Source organism: Pseudomonas sp. E102, assembly GCF_052660185.1.
In genome coordinates this window covers 3,271,786-3,286,012 of the sequence record NZ_CP084025.1, presented here as the reverse complement: position 1 = coordinate 3,286,012, position 14,227 = coordinate 3,271,786, and the positions used below count along the sequence as shown (strand labels likewise).

General features: G+C 62.9%; 14 protein-coding genes. 9 read left to right on the top strand and 5 right to left on the bottom strand.

What is annotated here, in order from left to right:
• Positions 1 to 100: 100 nt before the first annotated feature.
• Genes DOCECA_RS14950 through DOCECA_RS14940 form a run of 3 tightly spaced genes read right to left on the bottom strand, consistent with a single transcriptional unit; the run spans position 101 to position 5,091 of the window.
• On the bottom strand, positions 101 to 2,002 hold the full coding sequence (locus DOCECA_RS14950; RefSeq protein ID WP_445570745.1) for an ATP-binding protein: 1,902 nt from the start codon (positions 2,000 to 2,002) through the stop codon (positions 101 to 103).
• The gene (locus tag DOCECA_RS14945) at positions 1,999 to 2,931 is read right to left on the bottom strand and encodes an ABC transporter substrate-binding protein (protein WP_445570744.1); all 933 of its coding nucleotides are present in this window, start codon (positions 2,929 to 2,931) and stop codon (positions 1,999 to 2,001) included. Before DOCECA_RS14945 ends, DOCECA_RS14950 begins: the two co-directional genes overlap by 4 nt.
• The gene (locus DOCECA_RS14940) at positions 2,932 to 5,091 is read right to left on the bottom strand and encodes a TonB-dependent receptor plug domain-containing protein (protein ID WP_445570743.1); all 2,160 of its coding nucleotides are present in this window, start codon (positions 5,089 to 5,091) and stop codon (positions 2,932 to 2,934) included. It lies immediately after the preceding gene.
• Positions 5,092 to 5,255: 164 nt separating this feature from the next.
• Between DOCECA_RS14940 and DOCECA_RS14935 the strand changes: the two genes are divergently transcribed.
• The 8 genes from DOCECA_RS14935 (at position 5,256) to DOCECA_RS14900 (ending at position 11,437) form a co-directional block, all read left to right on the top strand.
• A complete protein-coding gene (locus DOCECA_RS14935) occupies positions 5,256 to 6,281 on the top strand; it encodes an NAD(P)H-dependent glycerol-3-phosphate dehydrogenase (RefSeq protein ID WP_445570742.1) in 1,026 nt (341 codons plus the stop codon).
• A gap of 28 nt (positions 6,282 to 6,309) precedes the next feature.
• On the top strand, positions 6,310 to 6,657 hold the full coding sequence (locus DOCECA_RS14930) for a DUF4389 domain-containing protein (RefSeq protein ID WP_420766916.1): 348 nt from the start codon (positions 6,310 to 6,312) through the stop codon (positions 6,655 to 6,657).
• On the top strand, positions 6,654 to 7,106 hold the full coding sequence (sixA, locus tag DOCECA_RS14925; RefSeq protein WP_420766915.1) for a phosphohistidine phosphatase SixA: 453 nt from the start codon (positions 6,654 to 6,656) through the stop codon (positions 7,104 to 7,106). The genes DOCECA_RS14930 and sixA overlap by 4 nt, the downstream gene beginning before the upstream one ends.
• A 46-nt stretch (positions 7,107 to 7,152) precedes the next feature.
• On the top strand, positions 7,153 to 7,596 hold the full coding sequence (locus DOCECA_RS14920) for a hotdog fold thioesterase (RefSeq protein WP_420766914.1): 444 nt from the start codon (positions 7,153 to 7,155) through the stop codon (positions 7,594 to 7,596).
• A gap of 151 nt (positions 7,597 to 7,747) precedes the next feature.
• On the top strand, positions 7,748 to 8,542 hold the full coding sequence (locus tag DOCECA_RS14915) for an alpha/beta fold hydrolase (RefSeq protein ID WP_445570741.1): 795 nt from the start codon (positions 7,748 to 7,750) through the stop codon (positions 8,540 to 8,542).
• Entirely contained in the window at positions 8,539 to 9,390 is an 852-nt protein-coding gene (locus tag DOCECA_RS14910) for an alpha/beta hydrolase (RefSeq protein WP_434560050.1), read from the top strand. The genes DOCECA_RS14915 and DOCECA_RS14910 overlap by 4 nt, the downstream gene beginning before the upstream one ends.
• Before the next feature lie 129 nt (positions 9,391 to 9,519).
• On the top strand, positions 9,520 to 10,338 hold the full coding sequence (locus DOCECA_RS14905; protein WP_445570740.1) for a DUF4892 domain-containing protein: 819 nt from the start codon (positions 9,520 to 9,522) through the stop codon (positions 10,336 to 10,338).
• A gap of 61 nt (positions 10,339 to 10,399) precedes the next feature.
• Positions 10,400 to 11,437, top strand: a complete 1,038-nt coding sequence (locus tag DOCECA_RS14900) for an AI-2E family transporter (protein WP_445570739.1) — start codon at positions 10,400 to 10,402, stop codon at positions 11,435 to 11,437.
• A gap of 9 nt (positions 11,438 to 11,446) precedes the next feature.
• On the opposite strand, the gene DOCECA_RS14895 is transcribed toward DOCECA_RS14900, so the two are convergent.
• Entirely contained in the window at positions 11,447 to 12,487 is a 1,041-nt protein-coding gene (locus DOCECA_RS14895) for a sensor histidine kinase (protein ID WP_434560046.1), read from the bottom strand.
• Entirely contained in the window at positions 12,487 to 13,245 is a 759-nt protein-coding gene (locus DOCECA_RS14890; RefSeq protein WP_445570738.1) for a response regulator, read from the bottom strand. Before DOCECA_RS14890 ends, DOCECA_RS14895 begins: the two co-directional genes overlap by 1 nt.
• A 276-nt stretch (positions 13,246 to 13,521) precedes the next feature.
• Here DOCECA_RS14890 and pyrF point away from each other — a divergent pair, with 276 nt between their 5' ends.
• Positions 13,522 to 14,220 (top strand): orotidine-5'-phosphate decarboxylase, encoded by a 699-nt coding sequence (gene pyrF, locus DOCECA_RS14885; RefSeq protein ID WP_420766907.1) that lies wholly within the window; start codon positions 13,522 to 13,524, stop codon positions 14,218 to 14,220.
• Positions 14,221 to 14,227: the final 7 nt, after the last annotated feature.

Here is a 14,227-nt window from a genome sequence, read left to right as displayed (position 1 = left end):
TGAAATAGTTATTCCTTCCCCGATCGAGGCGTGGCCGGGTGCTTAAGACTGCCGCACTTTCGCCTTTCACGCCAGTCGCAGATAGTCCTAAGCCCTGCATTTACCCGACCCAGCGTTGCAGAATCTGCTGCAAGTCGATTCGTTTGAAGGGTTTGGCCAGGTAATCGTTCATGCCCGCTGCCAGGCACGCTTCGCGATCACCCTGCAGTGCATTGGCGGTCAGGGCGATGATGGGCACGTCGGTGCAGCCGGGCAACTGGCGGATCTGCCGCGTGGCTTCGTAACCGTCGATGACCGGCAACCGGCAGTCCATCAGGATCGCTTCGAAAATCAGGCTCTCGGCGCTACGTACGGCCTGGGCGCCATCGGTGGCGACGCTGACCTTGAAGCCGAGGCTGCGCAGCATCGCTTCGATCACCGTCTGGTTAACCGGATTGTCTTCCACCAACAAGACATTGCGGCCTTCTCCGTTGCTACCGCCGCCGGGCAGGCGCAGGGGCAGGGTCGGTGGCGCCAGGCGCGACAGGGCCAGCGGGATTTCCAGGGTAAACACCGAGCCCTGGCCTTCCTGGCTCTGGGCCCGCAGCGTGCCGCCCATGCGTTCGGCCAGGGTGCGGGCGATCGGCAGGCCGAGGCCCGTGCCGCCGTAGCGTCTTGAAATGGAACTGTCGGCCTGCTGGAAGGCGTCGAACATGCGCTCCAGGCTTTCGGCCGGGATGCCAATGCCGCTGTCGCGCACGGTGCAGGTGAACCACAGCAATTCGTGATCAAGGGCCTGCCACTGGCACTGCACCGTAACGCGGCCCTGGTCGGTGAATTTCAACGCGTTGCCGATCAGGTTCACCAGGATTTGCCGGATCCGCGTCGGGTCGCCTTGTACCTGCAGCGGTTTCATGTCGTCGGGGACCAGCAGGTCCAGGCCCAGCTTGCGCTGCGCGGCGCTGTGCTGGAACGACTGCGCGCAACTGCCCACCAGCTCGGCCAGGTTGAACGGGATGTGCTCCAGCTCCAGCGCCGAACGCTCGATGCGCGAGAAGTCGAGAATGTCGTTGATGACCTTCAACAGGTGCTCGGTGGATTCCGATGCCAGCGCGGTGTATTCATGCTGCTCATCGGTCATATGGGTGGTTTCCAGCAATTGCAGCATGCCCAATACGCCATTCATGGGCGTGCGCAGTTCGTGGCTCATCATCGCCAGGAATTCCGACTTGGCGCTGTTGGCCTTTTCTGCTTCCTCCCGGGTCTTGATCAATTGAGCCATGGCCTGGTGCTGTTCGCGGCTTGCTTGTTCGAGGCCCGCGGCCAGGTTGTTGATGTGCCGCGACAGGGCGCCCAATTCCCCGTCGTCGACAATAGGCAAGGGCCTGCTGTAATCACCCTGCTGGATGGCCTTGACCGCATGGCCGATGTCGCGAATCGGCTGCGACAGGCTCGCTGCCAGGCGGCGCGCCACCAGAAACGTGAACAGCAGCGCAAACAGGGCCAGGACCGCTGCCTTGAGCAGGATCTCCTGTTGCCGCTGGCTGAAGGCGTCGCTGGACATGCCGACAATGACGCGGCCCAGGTAATCCTCGCCGGCCGCCTCGATGGGCGGACTGTTGCCTTGCAGGAAATCATTGTTGAGGGCAATGCGCTGCAGGCGAACGGGGGCCTGGAATACTTCGACCTGCTGGGAATGGTTGCGGGTTTGCGACGGTTGTTCCACGTACACGAGAACCCGCTCGGTGCGGTCCTGGACTTCCAAAAAGCGCACATGAGGCGTGGCGAGCGTGGCCGTCAGCAGGCTTTCCAGCACGTCATTGTTACCGGATATGACGCCATACTCCGCGGCTGGAGCGAGTTGGTTGGCGATCAGCTGCCCGGTGTGGTTGAGTTCCTGGCGCAGGTCCTGGATTCGCACGAAGGTGAAGAAGCTGATCAACAGCACCGTCAGCAGCAGTGCCGGCCCCAGGGCGATGAGCTGGGTACGGGTATTGATATCCCAGCGGCGACGCAAGGTCATGGACGGTATTCTCCTTCTGCCAGCTGCGTAGCGACGGATTCGACGTCAATCGGTTCGATCCCCAACGAGCGAGCGACCTGTTGATTGCTCAAGACTTTGAAGCGGGGCGGATACAGGCTGCGCGGCCACGTGGCGGCGGGGCGGTCCAGCAATTCGTCGAGAATCGCCAGCCAGTCTTCCTGGTCGCTGTAGGTGCTGGCCAGGCTGCCGGCCTTGACGAAGGCGGCGCTTGGCCCGATCAGCGCGCGTTGCCGGGCGTAACTGCTCAGCAACAGGTTCTTCACGGTCTTGGGGTTATAAAGGTCGGGGTCGTCGAGGCCCAGCAAGACGTCGCTTTGGCCCAGCAGGTTTTGCAAAGGGCGGCTGTCGTTGATGTCGTCCCAGCGTTCGCTGACGATTTGCAGGCCCAGCGGCAACGCTGCCTGCTGAAGGTCCTTGAGCAGGAACTCGCTGTGCCTGTCGTACAGCACGCCGACCCGCCGTACTTGTGGCAGGACCTGACGAATCAGGCGCAACTGCCGGCCCATCGGTGGATCGCTCCAGAGCAGGCTCAGGTGTCCGGGCGTCCCGTCACCCAGGCGTTCCCGGGCTTGCTGACGGCTGATCCGCAGCACCAGAGTGGCCGGCCCGCGAGGCGTTTGCAGGCGCCAGTCGAGGCTCGGCGGGTCGAGGAGGATCAGGCGCACGTCATCCGGCAACCGATCCGGCGCCGGCAGGTTGGCCAATGGGGTGAATCGCACGCGGTCCTGGGGACGCCGGGCCTGCAAGGCCTGGGTGAATGACTGCACGCCGGGGCTGTCCTGGGCGCCTGTCAACAGGACCTCGGCGGCCCGAGCCTCGAGCGTGACCAGCAGGCCGGCAAATGCCAGGCACAGTAACCACCACAGGCGGCCACGAAAGGGCGTCGTGCGGGGTTGGCACCGGGACATCTAGAAGGACAACTCCGCGCTGAAATACACCACATGGCGGGAATCGTAGCGGTTGTCGACGAACGTGGTCGGCTGGTCATCGAGGCGTTGCTGCAGGGTCCCCGCGACTTCCAGGCTGGCTTTGCCCAGGGGAATGCGCCGGGCGAGGCGGCTGTCGATCCGTTCGTAGCGGTAACCGTTGAGGGCGTCGGCGGCGTAATAGAAAACCGCGCTGTTCCAGCCCCGGCCCCAATCGCGCAGCCAGCCGGCCGAACCGCTGTTGCGGGCGGTCAGCTGTTCGTCGAGGGGGTTGCTGGCCAGCGCATCGACATAGGCGTAGGTCAGGCGCAGCCGGTCGGCCGCTGTCATCCGCCAATCGAATTGGGTTTCGGCGCCGGTGAACTGCGATTCGTTGCTGTTGCTGGCGATGTACTGGTTGTTGCGCAATGGTTCGCTGATCATTCCGGTGATTTGGTCGTGGAACAGCTTCACGTCCACCGCCAGGCCCAAATCCATGAAATAACCGTTGTAGCCAAGCTCACGCGAGCGCATGTGCTCCTGATCCAGGTTTCCAGGGCCGCGCGTTCGAACGAAATAACGGGCGCTGTCCTGACCAAAGGCGGCCGGCCGTAGATTGGTGACTTGATAACTCCAGTTGACGTTGTTCTCGAACATGTCCGGCGAGCGCACCGCCCCGGAATAGACCGCCCGGAGGCCGTGTCGCGGGGTGATCAGGTAGTTGATTGCCATCCGAGGGGTCAGCGAGCTGCCCGTCAGGCGTGCGTCCTCGAACATCGCGCCGCCCTGCAACAACCAGTGTTCGCTGGCCCGCCATTCGAGCTGGCCGAAAAAACGGTAAGTGGTGTCGTCCAGGGTGCCGTTGAAGTACGTCTGCGAATCGGCCCGGTCGTAACGATAATTCACGCCGGTGACTAGCCGCAGGCTGTCGGAAAGACTGAGGGTGTCCTGAACCTCAAGGTCGTAGCGCGACTCCCGGGCGCTCTGGTCGATATCGCCACACAGTGTCCGGGAAGCACCGTTTCGCCATTGGTCGAGCACTTGATTGGCCAGTGCCTGTTCCTGGGCCGTGCCGGCGGGGACCCCGGTATTCAGGAAACTGGGAATATTGCGCGCCAGCTTCTCGGCATAGTTGGGGTTGAGCTGCCACAGATCGGTCAATTGCGGGCTGAACGACACCTCCGCATCGCAGGCGCGCCAAGTCTGCTGGCGATCCCAATGCTGCATCGAACCCTGGATATAAAGGCTGTGGTTAGGATTCAGGTCCAGGTTCCAGCGCAGCGAAGCGGCGTAATCCTTGGCGCTGACGTCGGAGTTATCCCCAGCTTCGGTAATCCCGGCAAACACCGGACGGTAGGTGTAGGGCCGCTGGTTGGTCCCTTCCTTGGCATTCAACTGCCAGTCAATGCTCTGGTATTCATCCAGGGTTTGGCTGACGGACAGGTTGAAGCGGTTCAGGCGACGGCTGTCGCGGTAGTCGGCCCCGTTGCGGTTGCTGTCAAAACCGTCGTCTTGCTGGCCGGACAGCGACAATCGCATGTCACCGTCTTCCCAGCCTGTGCCCTGGCTGGCGTACCAGTCGCTGATGCCGTTCTGGCCTCGGGTAACCTTGAAACGGGTGCCGTGGCTGTCGGCCGGGGCGCGGGTGATGATGTTGACGACGGCCATCAGTGCATTGGCGCCATAGCTGACGGTGTTGGGGCCGCGAAAGACTTCGATCCGCTCGATGTCTTCCATGGCGACCGGTATATCGCTCCAGTCCACTGTCGCCAGGCCGGCCCGGTACACCGAGCGACCATCGATCAGCACTTGCATGCGCCGCGCTTCACTGGCACTGGTGCCGTGGTAGTTGGCGGTGGGCTGGTTGCCGCTGATGTTGCCGACCATCATGCCTGGCACCAGGCGCAACAATTCGCTGATCTCCCGAGCGCCGCTGGCCTTGATCAATTCACGGTCCAGCACGGTCATGCTGCCGGGTACCGCCGCCGGCGACTGCTTCAGGCGCGTGGCGGTCAATACCTGGGGGAGGGGCTGGTTGTCCACGAACAAGTCGTCGGCCACCGCTGGCGGGCTGATGATCAGCGCCAATAGCAGTGATGAGCCTGGACGGGTGGGGCCAACGAACACGGCACAGCCTTTGGATAGAAGAAGGATGGCGGGCATGTTAACCGAGCCGAACGACTTTTCCATTCACGTTGACAGCATTTTCCTAGGAATTGGTGGTCAGCTTCCTACAGCGATGGGTAATTGCGGACGGGGCTGGTCGCGCTCTGGCTGCTCCGTATAATGCCCGGCATTGCCACTTGGTATGGAAGAGCGGATTGCATATGACTGAACAGCGCCCGATTGCGGTCCTGGGAGGCGGGAGTTTCGGCACCGCCGTGGCTAACCTGCTGGCGGAGAATGGCCACGCGGTGCGCCAGTGGATGCGTGACCCGGAGCAGGCCGAGGCCATCCGGGTCAACCGGGAAAATCCGCGTTATCTCAAAGCCATCAAGGTCCGCCCTGAAGTCGAGCCGGTGACCGATTTGCAGGCCACGCTCCAAAATAGCGATCTGTTTTTTGTCGCCTTGCCCTCTAGCGCCCTGCGTTCGGTGCTGGCACCGCACGCCGAGCGCTTGAGCGGCAAATTGCTGGTGAGCCTGACCAAAGGCATCGAGGCGCAAACGTTCAAGCTGATGAGCGAGATTCTTGCGGACATCGCCCCCAAGGCGCGAATCGGCGTGATATCCGGGCCTAACCTGGCGCGGGAGATTGCCGAACACGCCCTGACCGCCACCGTCGTCGCCAGCGAAGATGAAGAGCTGTGCCAGCAGGTCCAGGCCGCGCTGCATGGCCGCACCTTCCGGGTCTATGCCAGCGCGGATCGTTTCGGCGTGGAGCTGGGCGGTGCGCTGAAGAACGTCTATGCGATCATCGCCGGCATGGCGGTCGCCCTGGGCATGGGCGAGAACACCAAGAGCATGCTGATCACTCGGGCGCTGGCGGAAATGACCCGTTTCGCCGTGAGCCAGGGCGCCAACCCGATGACCTTCCTCGGCCTGGCCGGCGTGGGCGATCTGATCGTCACCTGTTCCTCGCCCAAGAGCCGCAACTATCAGGTCGGTTTCGCACTCGGCCAAGGCCTGAGCCTGGACGAGGCCGTCTCGCGCCTGGGCGAAGTGGCCGAAGGGGTCAACACCCTCAAGGTGCTCAAGGCCAAGTCCCAGGAAGCCGGCGTGTACATGCCGCTGGTCGCCGGTCTGCATGCGATTCTGTTCGAAGGGCGCACGCTGGAGCAGGTGATCGAACTGTTGATGCGTGGCGAACCCAAGACCGACGTCGATTTCATTTCCACCAGCGGTTTCAACTGATTCCGTTGACCGCAAGCAGGAGCGAACCATGAACGATCCGAAAGGGCAGCCGCAATACGAATCCATCCTGCTGCGAGTGCTGTGGATGGTGATTTACCTGCTGGTCTGGCAGGTGGCGCAATTGATCCTCGGCGCCGTGGTGCTGGTGCAATTGATCTACCGGCTGATCTACGGCGCACCGAGTGCCAGCCTGATGAATTTTGGCGACAGCCTGAGCCAGTTCCTGGCGCAGATCGGTCGCTTCGGCACTTTCCATAGCGACCAGAAGCCTTGGCCATTCGCCGACTGGCCAACCCCACGCACACCGGAAGGTGAAACCCCCCACACCGTTGCACCGGCACCACATCCCGCCCGGGACGAGGAGCCGAAGCTATGAAATTGTGGGTGTTGCGTCATGGCGAGGCCGAGCCCCACGGTGTTCGTCCCGACCCTGAACGGGTGCTGACCATCCATGGCCGCGAGGAAGTCTTGCTCAGCGCCGGTCGGTTGATGGGCGAGCCCCTGCGGGCCATTTTTGCCAGCCCCTATGTACGTGCCCAACAGACCGCGCAATTGGTTCGCGAGGCGCTGGGGTTCGAGCCGGAGTTGGTCACGGTTGATTGGCTCACGCCGGAAACCCGTCCGGCCGAGGTATTGAAACACCTGGATGATCAAGACAACGTGCTGCTGGTCAGCCATAACCCACTGGTGGGCAGCTTGCTGGGGCTTTTGCAGCACGGTCATCTGCAGCAACCGGAACAAGTATCGACGGCAGGCCTGGCCGAGCTGGAGGGCGACCTGCCGCTGGCCGGTTCGATGAAACTCAAGAGCCTCAGGCACCCCTGAGAACAACCGTCCCAAGACAAAACAAAAACATAAAGGAAGGGCAGCGATGAGTCTGTGGCGCACCACCCCCAATATTGAACAACTGAACGCGGCCGGTAAGAACACCATCAGCGAAGTGCTGGACATCCGTTTCGAATCTTTCGACGACGAATCCCTGACCGCGAGCATGGTGGTCGATCATCGTACCCATCAACCGTTCGGCCTGTTGCACGGCGGCGCGTCCGTGGTGCTGGCCGAGACAGTCGGCTCCATGGCGGCCTATCTGTGCGTCGACACGAGCAAGTTCTACTGCGTCGGCCTGGAAATCAACGCCAACCACTTGCGTGGCGTGCGCAGCGGGCGAGTAACCGCGACGGCCCGGATGGTTCACCTGGGCCGCACCACCCAGGTCTGGGACATCCGCCTGGTCAATGATGACGGCAAGGTCAACTGCGTATCGCGCCTGACCATGGCGGTGGTTCCATTGGGTGAGCAGCCGCCGGCGCGCTAAGAGACGTTACAAGCTAAGCAGTCCCGCTTTTACTTGTAGCTTGCAGCTCGAGGCTCAATGTTGCTGTCATCATTCCTGTCAGTTCCGGTCATTGCCGCACCATCAGGTTCTGCGCAAAATCGGTCGCAGTTCTCGCAATGGATCGGCCAATATGTCGCAACAGGTGTTTTTCGCCCACGCCAATGGTTTCCCCTCCGCCACCTACGGTAAGTTGTTTGCCGCGCTGGCGCCGCAGTACGAGGTTTCCCACCTCGAACTGCACGGCCATGACCCGCGATTCCCGGTCGACGACAACTGGAACAGTCTGGTGGACGAACTGATTCACCACCTTGAGCGGCAATCGCAGCCAGTGTGGGGCGTCGGGCATTCTCTGGGCGGCGTACTGCATTTGCATGCGGCGTTGCGCTGCCCGCAGTTGTATCGTGGTGTGGTCATGCTCGATTCCCCGGTCCTGACCCGCGCCGACCGCTGGCTGATTCTTGCCGCCAAGCGCCTGGGCTTCATCGATCGCTTGACGCCGGCCGGGCGAACCCTGGGGCGGCGGGAAGAATTCAACGACCTGGCGTCGGCGCGGGAATATTTTGCCGGCAAGACGTTGTTTCGCGGTTTCGACCCGGAGTGCTTCGAAGCGTACCTGCAACATGGCTTACAGCCGGTTGGTGATCGGTTGCGGCTGCGCTTCGACCCGGCCACGGAAATCAGCATCTACCGAGGCGTGCCGCACACCAGCCCCGGGAGGGCTCGAAAGCTCGACATCCCGTTGGCGGTAGTGCGGGGCCGACAGAGTCGGGTGGTGATGCGTCATCACGCCCGATCCGTGAGCCGCATGCCCTTGGGCGAATCCTTGACCATGCCGGGTGGTCACATGTTTCCACTCGAATATCCCCAGGACACGGCCAACTTGCTCAAGGGCCTGCTGCAGCGCTGGCAGGGTCGTAGCCCATGAGCGTCGTCGAAGAAATTCGCCTGAGCCTGCCCCACATCGAGTTGGCGGCCCATTTGTTCGGGCCGGAAGATGGCCGGCCGGTGATTGCCCTGCATGGCTGGCTGGACAACGCCAACAGCTTCGCCCGGCTGGCGCCTATGCTCCAGGGCGTACGGGTGATTGCCTTGGACATGGCCGGTCACGGACATTCCGGGCACCGTCCGCCCGGCGCCGGCTATGCCCTGTGGGATTATGCCCACGATGTGCTGCAAGTCGCCGAGCAACTGGGCTTGAAGCGTTTCGGGCTGCTGGGGCATTCCATGGGGGCCATTGTCTCGCTGGTCTTGGCCGGTGCCTTGCCGGAACGGATCAGTCACCTGGCCTTGATCGATGGGGTGATTCCTCCTACAGCGAAAGGCGACAATGCTGCCGAGCGCATGGGCATGGCCCTGCAAGCGCAACTGGATTTGCAGCAAAAACGCAAACCCGTCTACAAAACCCTCGACCGGGCCATCGAAGCGCGTATGAAGGGACTGGTGGCAGTCAGTCGCGAAGCCGCCGAGCTACTGGCCCAGCGCGGCTTGATGCCGGTGCCGGGAGGGTTCACCTGGCGCACCGACAATCGCCTGACCTTGCCCTCGCCGCTGCGCCTGACCGAGGAACAGGCCATGGCCTTCGTCGCGCGGGTCGCTTGCCCCGCGCACTTGGTGGTCGCGGCCGACGGCATGCTTGCCCAGCACCCCGAATTGCTGGAGCGTCTACCCTTCAGTCATGAACAGTTACCTGGCGGCCATCATCTGCACCTGAACGACGAGGTCGGTGCCGCTCTTGTAGCAGACTGTTTCAATCGGTTCTTCAGCGTTTCTTGACTTGCGCCGGGCAAGTGTCGAGGCTGGGCGGGTTGAAAGGGAGCCAACCATGACAGATATCCATTCACTTGCCTTGCTGTGCATTGATGAACGCCTTTGCGTCGCGCGGACCCAGGCCAAGCCGATCCAATGAAACTATCCATTCGTTCATTCGTCCTGCTGGCACTGGCCGGTTTCAGCCCGCTATCCCTGGCTGCCGATGTACCCGGCAGCCAGGATCTGGAACGCGTGCCGCGCATGCCGGACGCGCAAATCGTCGATTATCGGCAAACCAGCGACCTTGAGCGTATCTACCCCATGGGGTCGATTCGCAAGATCAGCGGCCAACTGCGTTTCGACGGGCAGGTCGATGCCCGTGGCAACACCACCTCGGTGACCTACGAACTGCCGCCGGAACATACCGCCACACAAGCGTTCACCGCCGCCCGCGAAGCCTTGCAGAAACAGGGCGCGGAGCTGCTGTTCTGGTGCCAGGCCCGCGATTGTGGCGAAAGCAGCCTGTGGGCCAACGAAGTGTTCGGCAATGCCAAGCTCTATGGCGCCGACAATGGCCAGGCCTACCTGTTGCTGCGCCTGGCGCCGCCGGCGGACAACACGCTGATCGCGCTGTATGCCATCACCCGTGGCAACCGCAAGGCCTACCTGCATGTCGAGCAGTTCGAAGCGAGCGCGCCCCTGGGGGATGTGCTGCCGACTTCTGCCACGTTGTTGCGCCAGCTCAAGGACACCGGCGTGCTGGACTTGCCGCGTCTTGCCGGCGAACCGGAGGAAGCCTGGCTACGCCTGTTGTCTCGGGCCTTGAACCTGGACACCGGCCTTCGGGTCAGCGTCGCCGGCCCACACGCCGAGGCGTGGCGCCAGGCGCTGGTCGAGCAGGGCGTCCGGGCGGCAAGAATGGAAGCGGCCGGCGGTAACACGGCGGGCTTGCACCTGGAGCTGTTGCGATAAGCTGACGTGGCAAACGCGCGTGTCGTCCTAGCCCGGCCTTGTTCATTTCTCGAGACCCTACATGCTCAATAACGATCGGCTGTTGGTGCAAATACTGCTCCTGGTGTTGTTCGGGGCCAGCCTCTGGGTGATGGCTCCGTTCTGGTCGGCGCTGTTCTGGGGGGCTGTGCTCGCTTTTGCCAGTTGGCCACTGATGCGCCTGCTGACCCGTTGGGTCAACGGTCGCGAATCCTTGGCGGCGGCCTTGCTGACGGTCGGCTGGATGTTGCTGGTGGCGGTGCCGCTGGTGTGGCTGGGCTTCAATCTCGCCGATCATGTGCGCGATGCCACGGCCTTTGTCAGGGATGTGCAGGTCGATGGCCTGCCCGAAGCCCCCGACTGGCTCGCCGGCGTACCGCTGGTGGGCGGGCGCCTGGTAACGCTCTGGAACAGCATCGACCAGCAGGGCGCGGCGATGATGGTGTCCATCAAGCCCTACCTGGGACGTGTCGGCAACTGGTTGCTGGCCCGTAGCGCGCAGATCGGCGGCGGAATCCTCGAACTGACCCTGAGCATCGTGTTCGTGTTCTTTTTCTACCGGGACGGCCCGCGATTGGCGGCGTTTGTCCAGGGGCTGCTGGAGCGGCTGATCGGTGATCGTGCCGGGTACTATGTCGAATTGGTGGCCGGCACGGTGCAGCGAGTGGTCAACGGGGTGATCGGTACCGCCGCGGCTCAGGCGGTACTGGCGCTGATCGGCTTTTTGATCGCCGGGGTGCCGGGTGCGCTGGTACTGGGTATCGTCACCTTCCTGCTCAGCCTGATTCCCATGGGGCCGCCGCTGGTCTGGATACCTGCCACGGCCTGGCTGGCGTGGAAGGGCGAGTATGGGATGGCGGTGTTCCTGGGTATCTGGGGCACGTTCATCATCAGTGGCATGGACAACGTGCTCAAGCCCTACCTGATCAGTCGTGGTGGAAACCTGCCGCTGGTGATCGTGTTGCTCGGGGTGTTCGGTGGCTTGATCGCGTTCGGTTTCATCGGGTTGTTCATCGGTCCGACCCTGCTGGCGGTGGCGTACAGCTTGCTGACGGATTGGAGCAAGAGCCAGGCGCGGTAACGCAGCGGTTCAGGCCACACGGGGCACGCGAATCACCGCCGTCAACCCGCCGCCGGGTGTTTCTTCCAGGCTTAAGTGCCCGCCCAGGCGTTCGGCGGCCTCCCGGGCGATGGTCATGCCCAGGCCGACGCCTCCCGAGTTGCGGTTGCGCGAACCCTCCAGGCGAAAGAATGGCTCGAATACCGCTTCGCGCTTGTCCGCCGCGATGCCAGGGCCGTGGTCAATCACCCGGATCAGCAACTGGTGCTGCTGATCGTCCAGCACGATCGATGCGTCGCCCGCGTAACGCACGGCATTGTCGATGAGGTTGTTGATGCATGAACGCAGTGCCATCGGTTGCACCCGCAAGGGCGCGCAGGTACCGCTGGCATGCACATTGGCGCCGTGGTCCTGGGCGTTTTCGCTTAATGATTCAACCAGCGCCTGCACGTCCATCCATTGCAACGCTTCGCTGGTGCGTTGTTCGTGGAGATAGGTCAGGGTCGCGTCGAGCATGCCGATCATATCGTCCAGGTCTTGACGCATCTGATCCTGCAGCCGGGGGTCGTTGATCTGCTCCAGGCGCAGCTTGAGTCGCGCAAGTGGGGTGCGCAGATCATGGGATACCGCGCCAAGCATGCGCGAGCGTTGCTGTACCTGCTCGCGGATCCGTTGTTGCATCAGGTTGAACGTATGGGCGGCTTGGCGGGCCTCCCGCGGACCGTTCTCTTCCAATGGCGGGCTATGGAGGTCCTCGCTCAGCCGTTGGGCGGCGTCGCTCAGTCGCTGGATGGGCCGAGTCAACAGCTTGGCGCCGTACCAGGCCGCAACGATCAGGAACACAAATTGAAACGTCAGGGGCACCACAGGCCCGCCAAACCGGGGGCGTGGGCCGGGTGGCGGGCCGGAGTGCGAGGGACCTGCGGTTTGATGGGAAAATTCCGGGGGCGGCCCGGGAGGTGGCTTGTCGTAATGAAAAAACCAGGCAAAGGCCAGCAGGTGCGCCAGCACGATCGCCACCAGCAGCACGCCGAACAGGCGGCCAAACAGGGAATCGAAGCGCAGGCGCATCAACCGATATCCCGCGCATCGAACAGGTAGCCTTCACCGCGCACGGTCTTGATCAACTGCGGAGCCTTCGGATCGTCCCCCAGTTTCTGGCGCAAGCGCGAGACCAGCAGATCGATACTGCGGTCGAAGGCCTCGATCGAGCGACCGCGCGCGGCGTCCAGCAATTGTTCACGGCTGAGCACTCGGCGTGGTCGCTCGATGAACACCCACAACAGGCGGAATTCTGCGTTGGAGAGGGGCACTACCAGCCCGTTGGCGGAAACCAGTTGGCGCAGCACGCTGTTGAGCCGCCAGCTATCGAAGCGAATGTTGGCGCGCTGCTCGCTGCGATCGTCGCGCACCCGGCGCAGGATGGTCTGGATTCGCGCCACCAGCTCCCGGGGTTCAAAAGGTTTGGCCATGTAATCATCCGCGCCCAACTCCAGGCCGATGATGCGGTCGGTGGGTTCGCAGCGGGCCGTCAGCATCAGGATTGGAATATTCGACTCGGCGCGCAGCCAGCGGCACAGTTGCAAGCCGTCTTCGCCCGGCAGCATCAGGTCTAGCACGATCACGTCGAAGTGTTCTGCCTGCATCGCCTGGCGCATGGCCGCGCCATCGGTTACGCCACTGGCGCGAATGCCGAAGCGGCCCAGGTAGTCGATCAGCAGCTCGCGGATCGGTACGTCGTCATCGACGATCAGCGCGCGGGTGCTCCAGCGCCTGTCGTCGTCGGACACTTTCTGATCGCCAGAATTTGCAGCAGGGGTGTACTGCATGAGATGCATCATCTGCCATTGGGGCTGCCAACCGAAAGAAGGCGGCGGGGGGGTGGGGTGAGCATAAGCTTCGCGGCGGTGGGCCGTGAAGCGTTGAAAGAGCGGCGTTCGGCGGCTGAGGGTAGCGTCCCGTCGTGTTGTGCGCATGTCATGAATGTATCGGCGTTGACACACATGACGGCAGGGCCGATCAATGATTTGCCGATCATCGGGTCCCGTTAGGGCGCTGGTTCCGCTACAATGCGCGCCGATTTCGACTTGCCTGAGAGCTCATCCATGTCCGCCTGCCAGACGCCTATCATCGTCGCCCTGGATTTTCCTACCCGTGACGCCGCCCTGAAGCTGGCCGACCAGTTGGACCCCAAGCTCTGCCGGGTCAAGGTCGGCAAGGAGCTGTTCACCAGCTGCGCGTCGGAAATCGTCGGAACCTTGCGGGACAAGGGTTTCGAAGTGTTCCTGGACCTCAAGTTCCACGATATCCCCAATACCACCGCCATGGCCGTCAAGGCCGCTGCGGAAATGGGCGTGTGGATGGTCAATGTGCATTGCTCCGGTGGCCTGCGCATGATGGCTGCCTGTCGTGAAGTGCTGGACCAGCGCAACGGCCCCAAGCCGTTGCTGATCGGCGTGACCGTGCTGACCAGCATGGAGCGTGAAGACCTGGCGGGCATCGGCCTGGACATCGAGCCCCAGGAGCAAGTGCTGCGCCTGGCGGCGCTGGCGCAAAAGGCGGGAATGGACGGCCTGGTTTGCTCGGCCTTAGAGGCCAACGCCCTGAAAACGGCCCACCCCTCGCTGCAACTGGTGACCCCGGGCATTCGCCCGGCGGGCAGTGCCCAGGACGACCAGCGCCGCATCCTGACCCCGCGCCAGGCACTGGACGCTGGCTCCGACTACCTGGTGATCGGCCGGCCGATCAGCCAGGCAGCCGATCCGGCCAAGGCGCTGGCGGCGGTAGTGGCGGAGCTGGCCTGACCCAACT

What these genes read in the sequence shown, in the direction of transcription:
- DOCECA_RS14915 (WP_445570741.1), top strand. Translation starts at nt 7,748, where the DNA reads ATGTCGCAACAGGTGTTTTTCGCCCACGCCAATGGTTTCCCCTCCGCC.
- DOCECA_RS14910 (WP_434560050.1), top strand. Translation starts at nt 8,539, where the DNA reads ATGAGCGTCGTCGAAGAAATTCGCCTGAGCCTGCCCCACATCGAGTTG.
- DOCECA_RS14900 (WP_445570739.1), top strand. Translation starts at nt 10,400, where the DNA reads ATGCTCAATAACGATCGGCTGTTGGTGCAAATACTGCTCCTGGTGTTG.
- sixA (WP_420766915.1), top strand. Translation starts at nt 6,654, where the DNA reads ATGAAATTGTGGGTGTTGCGTCATGGCGAGGCCGAGCCCCACGGTGTT.
- DOCECA_RS14890 (WP_445570738.1), bottom strand. Translation starts at nt 13,245, where the DNA reads ATGCAGTACACCCCTGCTGCAAATTCTGGCGATCAGAAAGTGTCCGAC.
- DOCECA_RS14905 (WP_445570740.1), top strand. Translation starts at nt 9,520, where the DNA reads ATGAAACTATCCATTCGTTCATTCGTCCTGCTGGCACTGGCCGGTTTC.
- DOCECA_RS14930 (WP_420766916.1), top strand. Translation starts at nt 6,310, where the DNA reads ATGAACGATCCGAAAGGGCAGCCGCAATACGAATCCATCCTGCTGCGA.
- DOCECA_RS14945 (WP_445570744.1), bottom strand. Translation starts at nt 2,931, where the DNA reads ATGTCCCGGTGCCAACCCCGCACGACGCCCTTTCGTGGCCGCCTGTGG.
- DOCECA_RS14940 (WP_445570743.1), bottom strand. Translation starts at nt 5,091, where the DNA reads ATGCCCGCCATCCTTCTTCTATCCAAAGGCTGTGCCGTGTTCGTTGGC.
- pyrF (WP_420766907.1), top strand. Translation starts at nt 13,522, where the DNA reads ATGTCCGCCTGCCAGACGCCTATCATCGTCGCCCTGGATTTTCCTACC.
- DOCECA_RS14935 (WP_445570742.1), top strand. Translation starts at nt 5,256, where the DNA reads ATGACTGAACAGCGCCCGATTGCGGTCCTGGGAGGCGGGAGTTTCGGC.
- DOCECA_RS14895 (WP_434560046.1), bottom strand. Translation starts at nt 12,487, where the DNA reads ATGCGCCTGCGCTTCGATTCCCTGTTTGGCCGCCTGTTCGGCGTGCTG.
- DOCECA_RS14950 (WP_445570745.1), bottom strand. Translation starts at nt 2,002, where the DNA reads ATGACCTTGCGTCGCCGCTGGGATATCAATACCCGTACCCAGCTCATC.
- DOCECA_RS14920 (WP_420766914.1), top strand. Translation starts at nt 7,153, where the DNA reads ATGAGTCTGTGGCGCACCACCCCCAATATTGAACAACTGAACGCGGCC.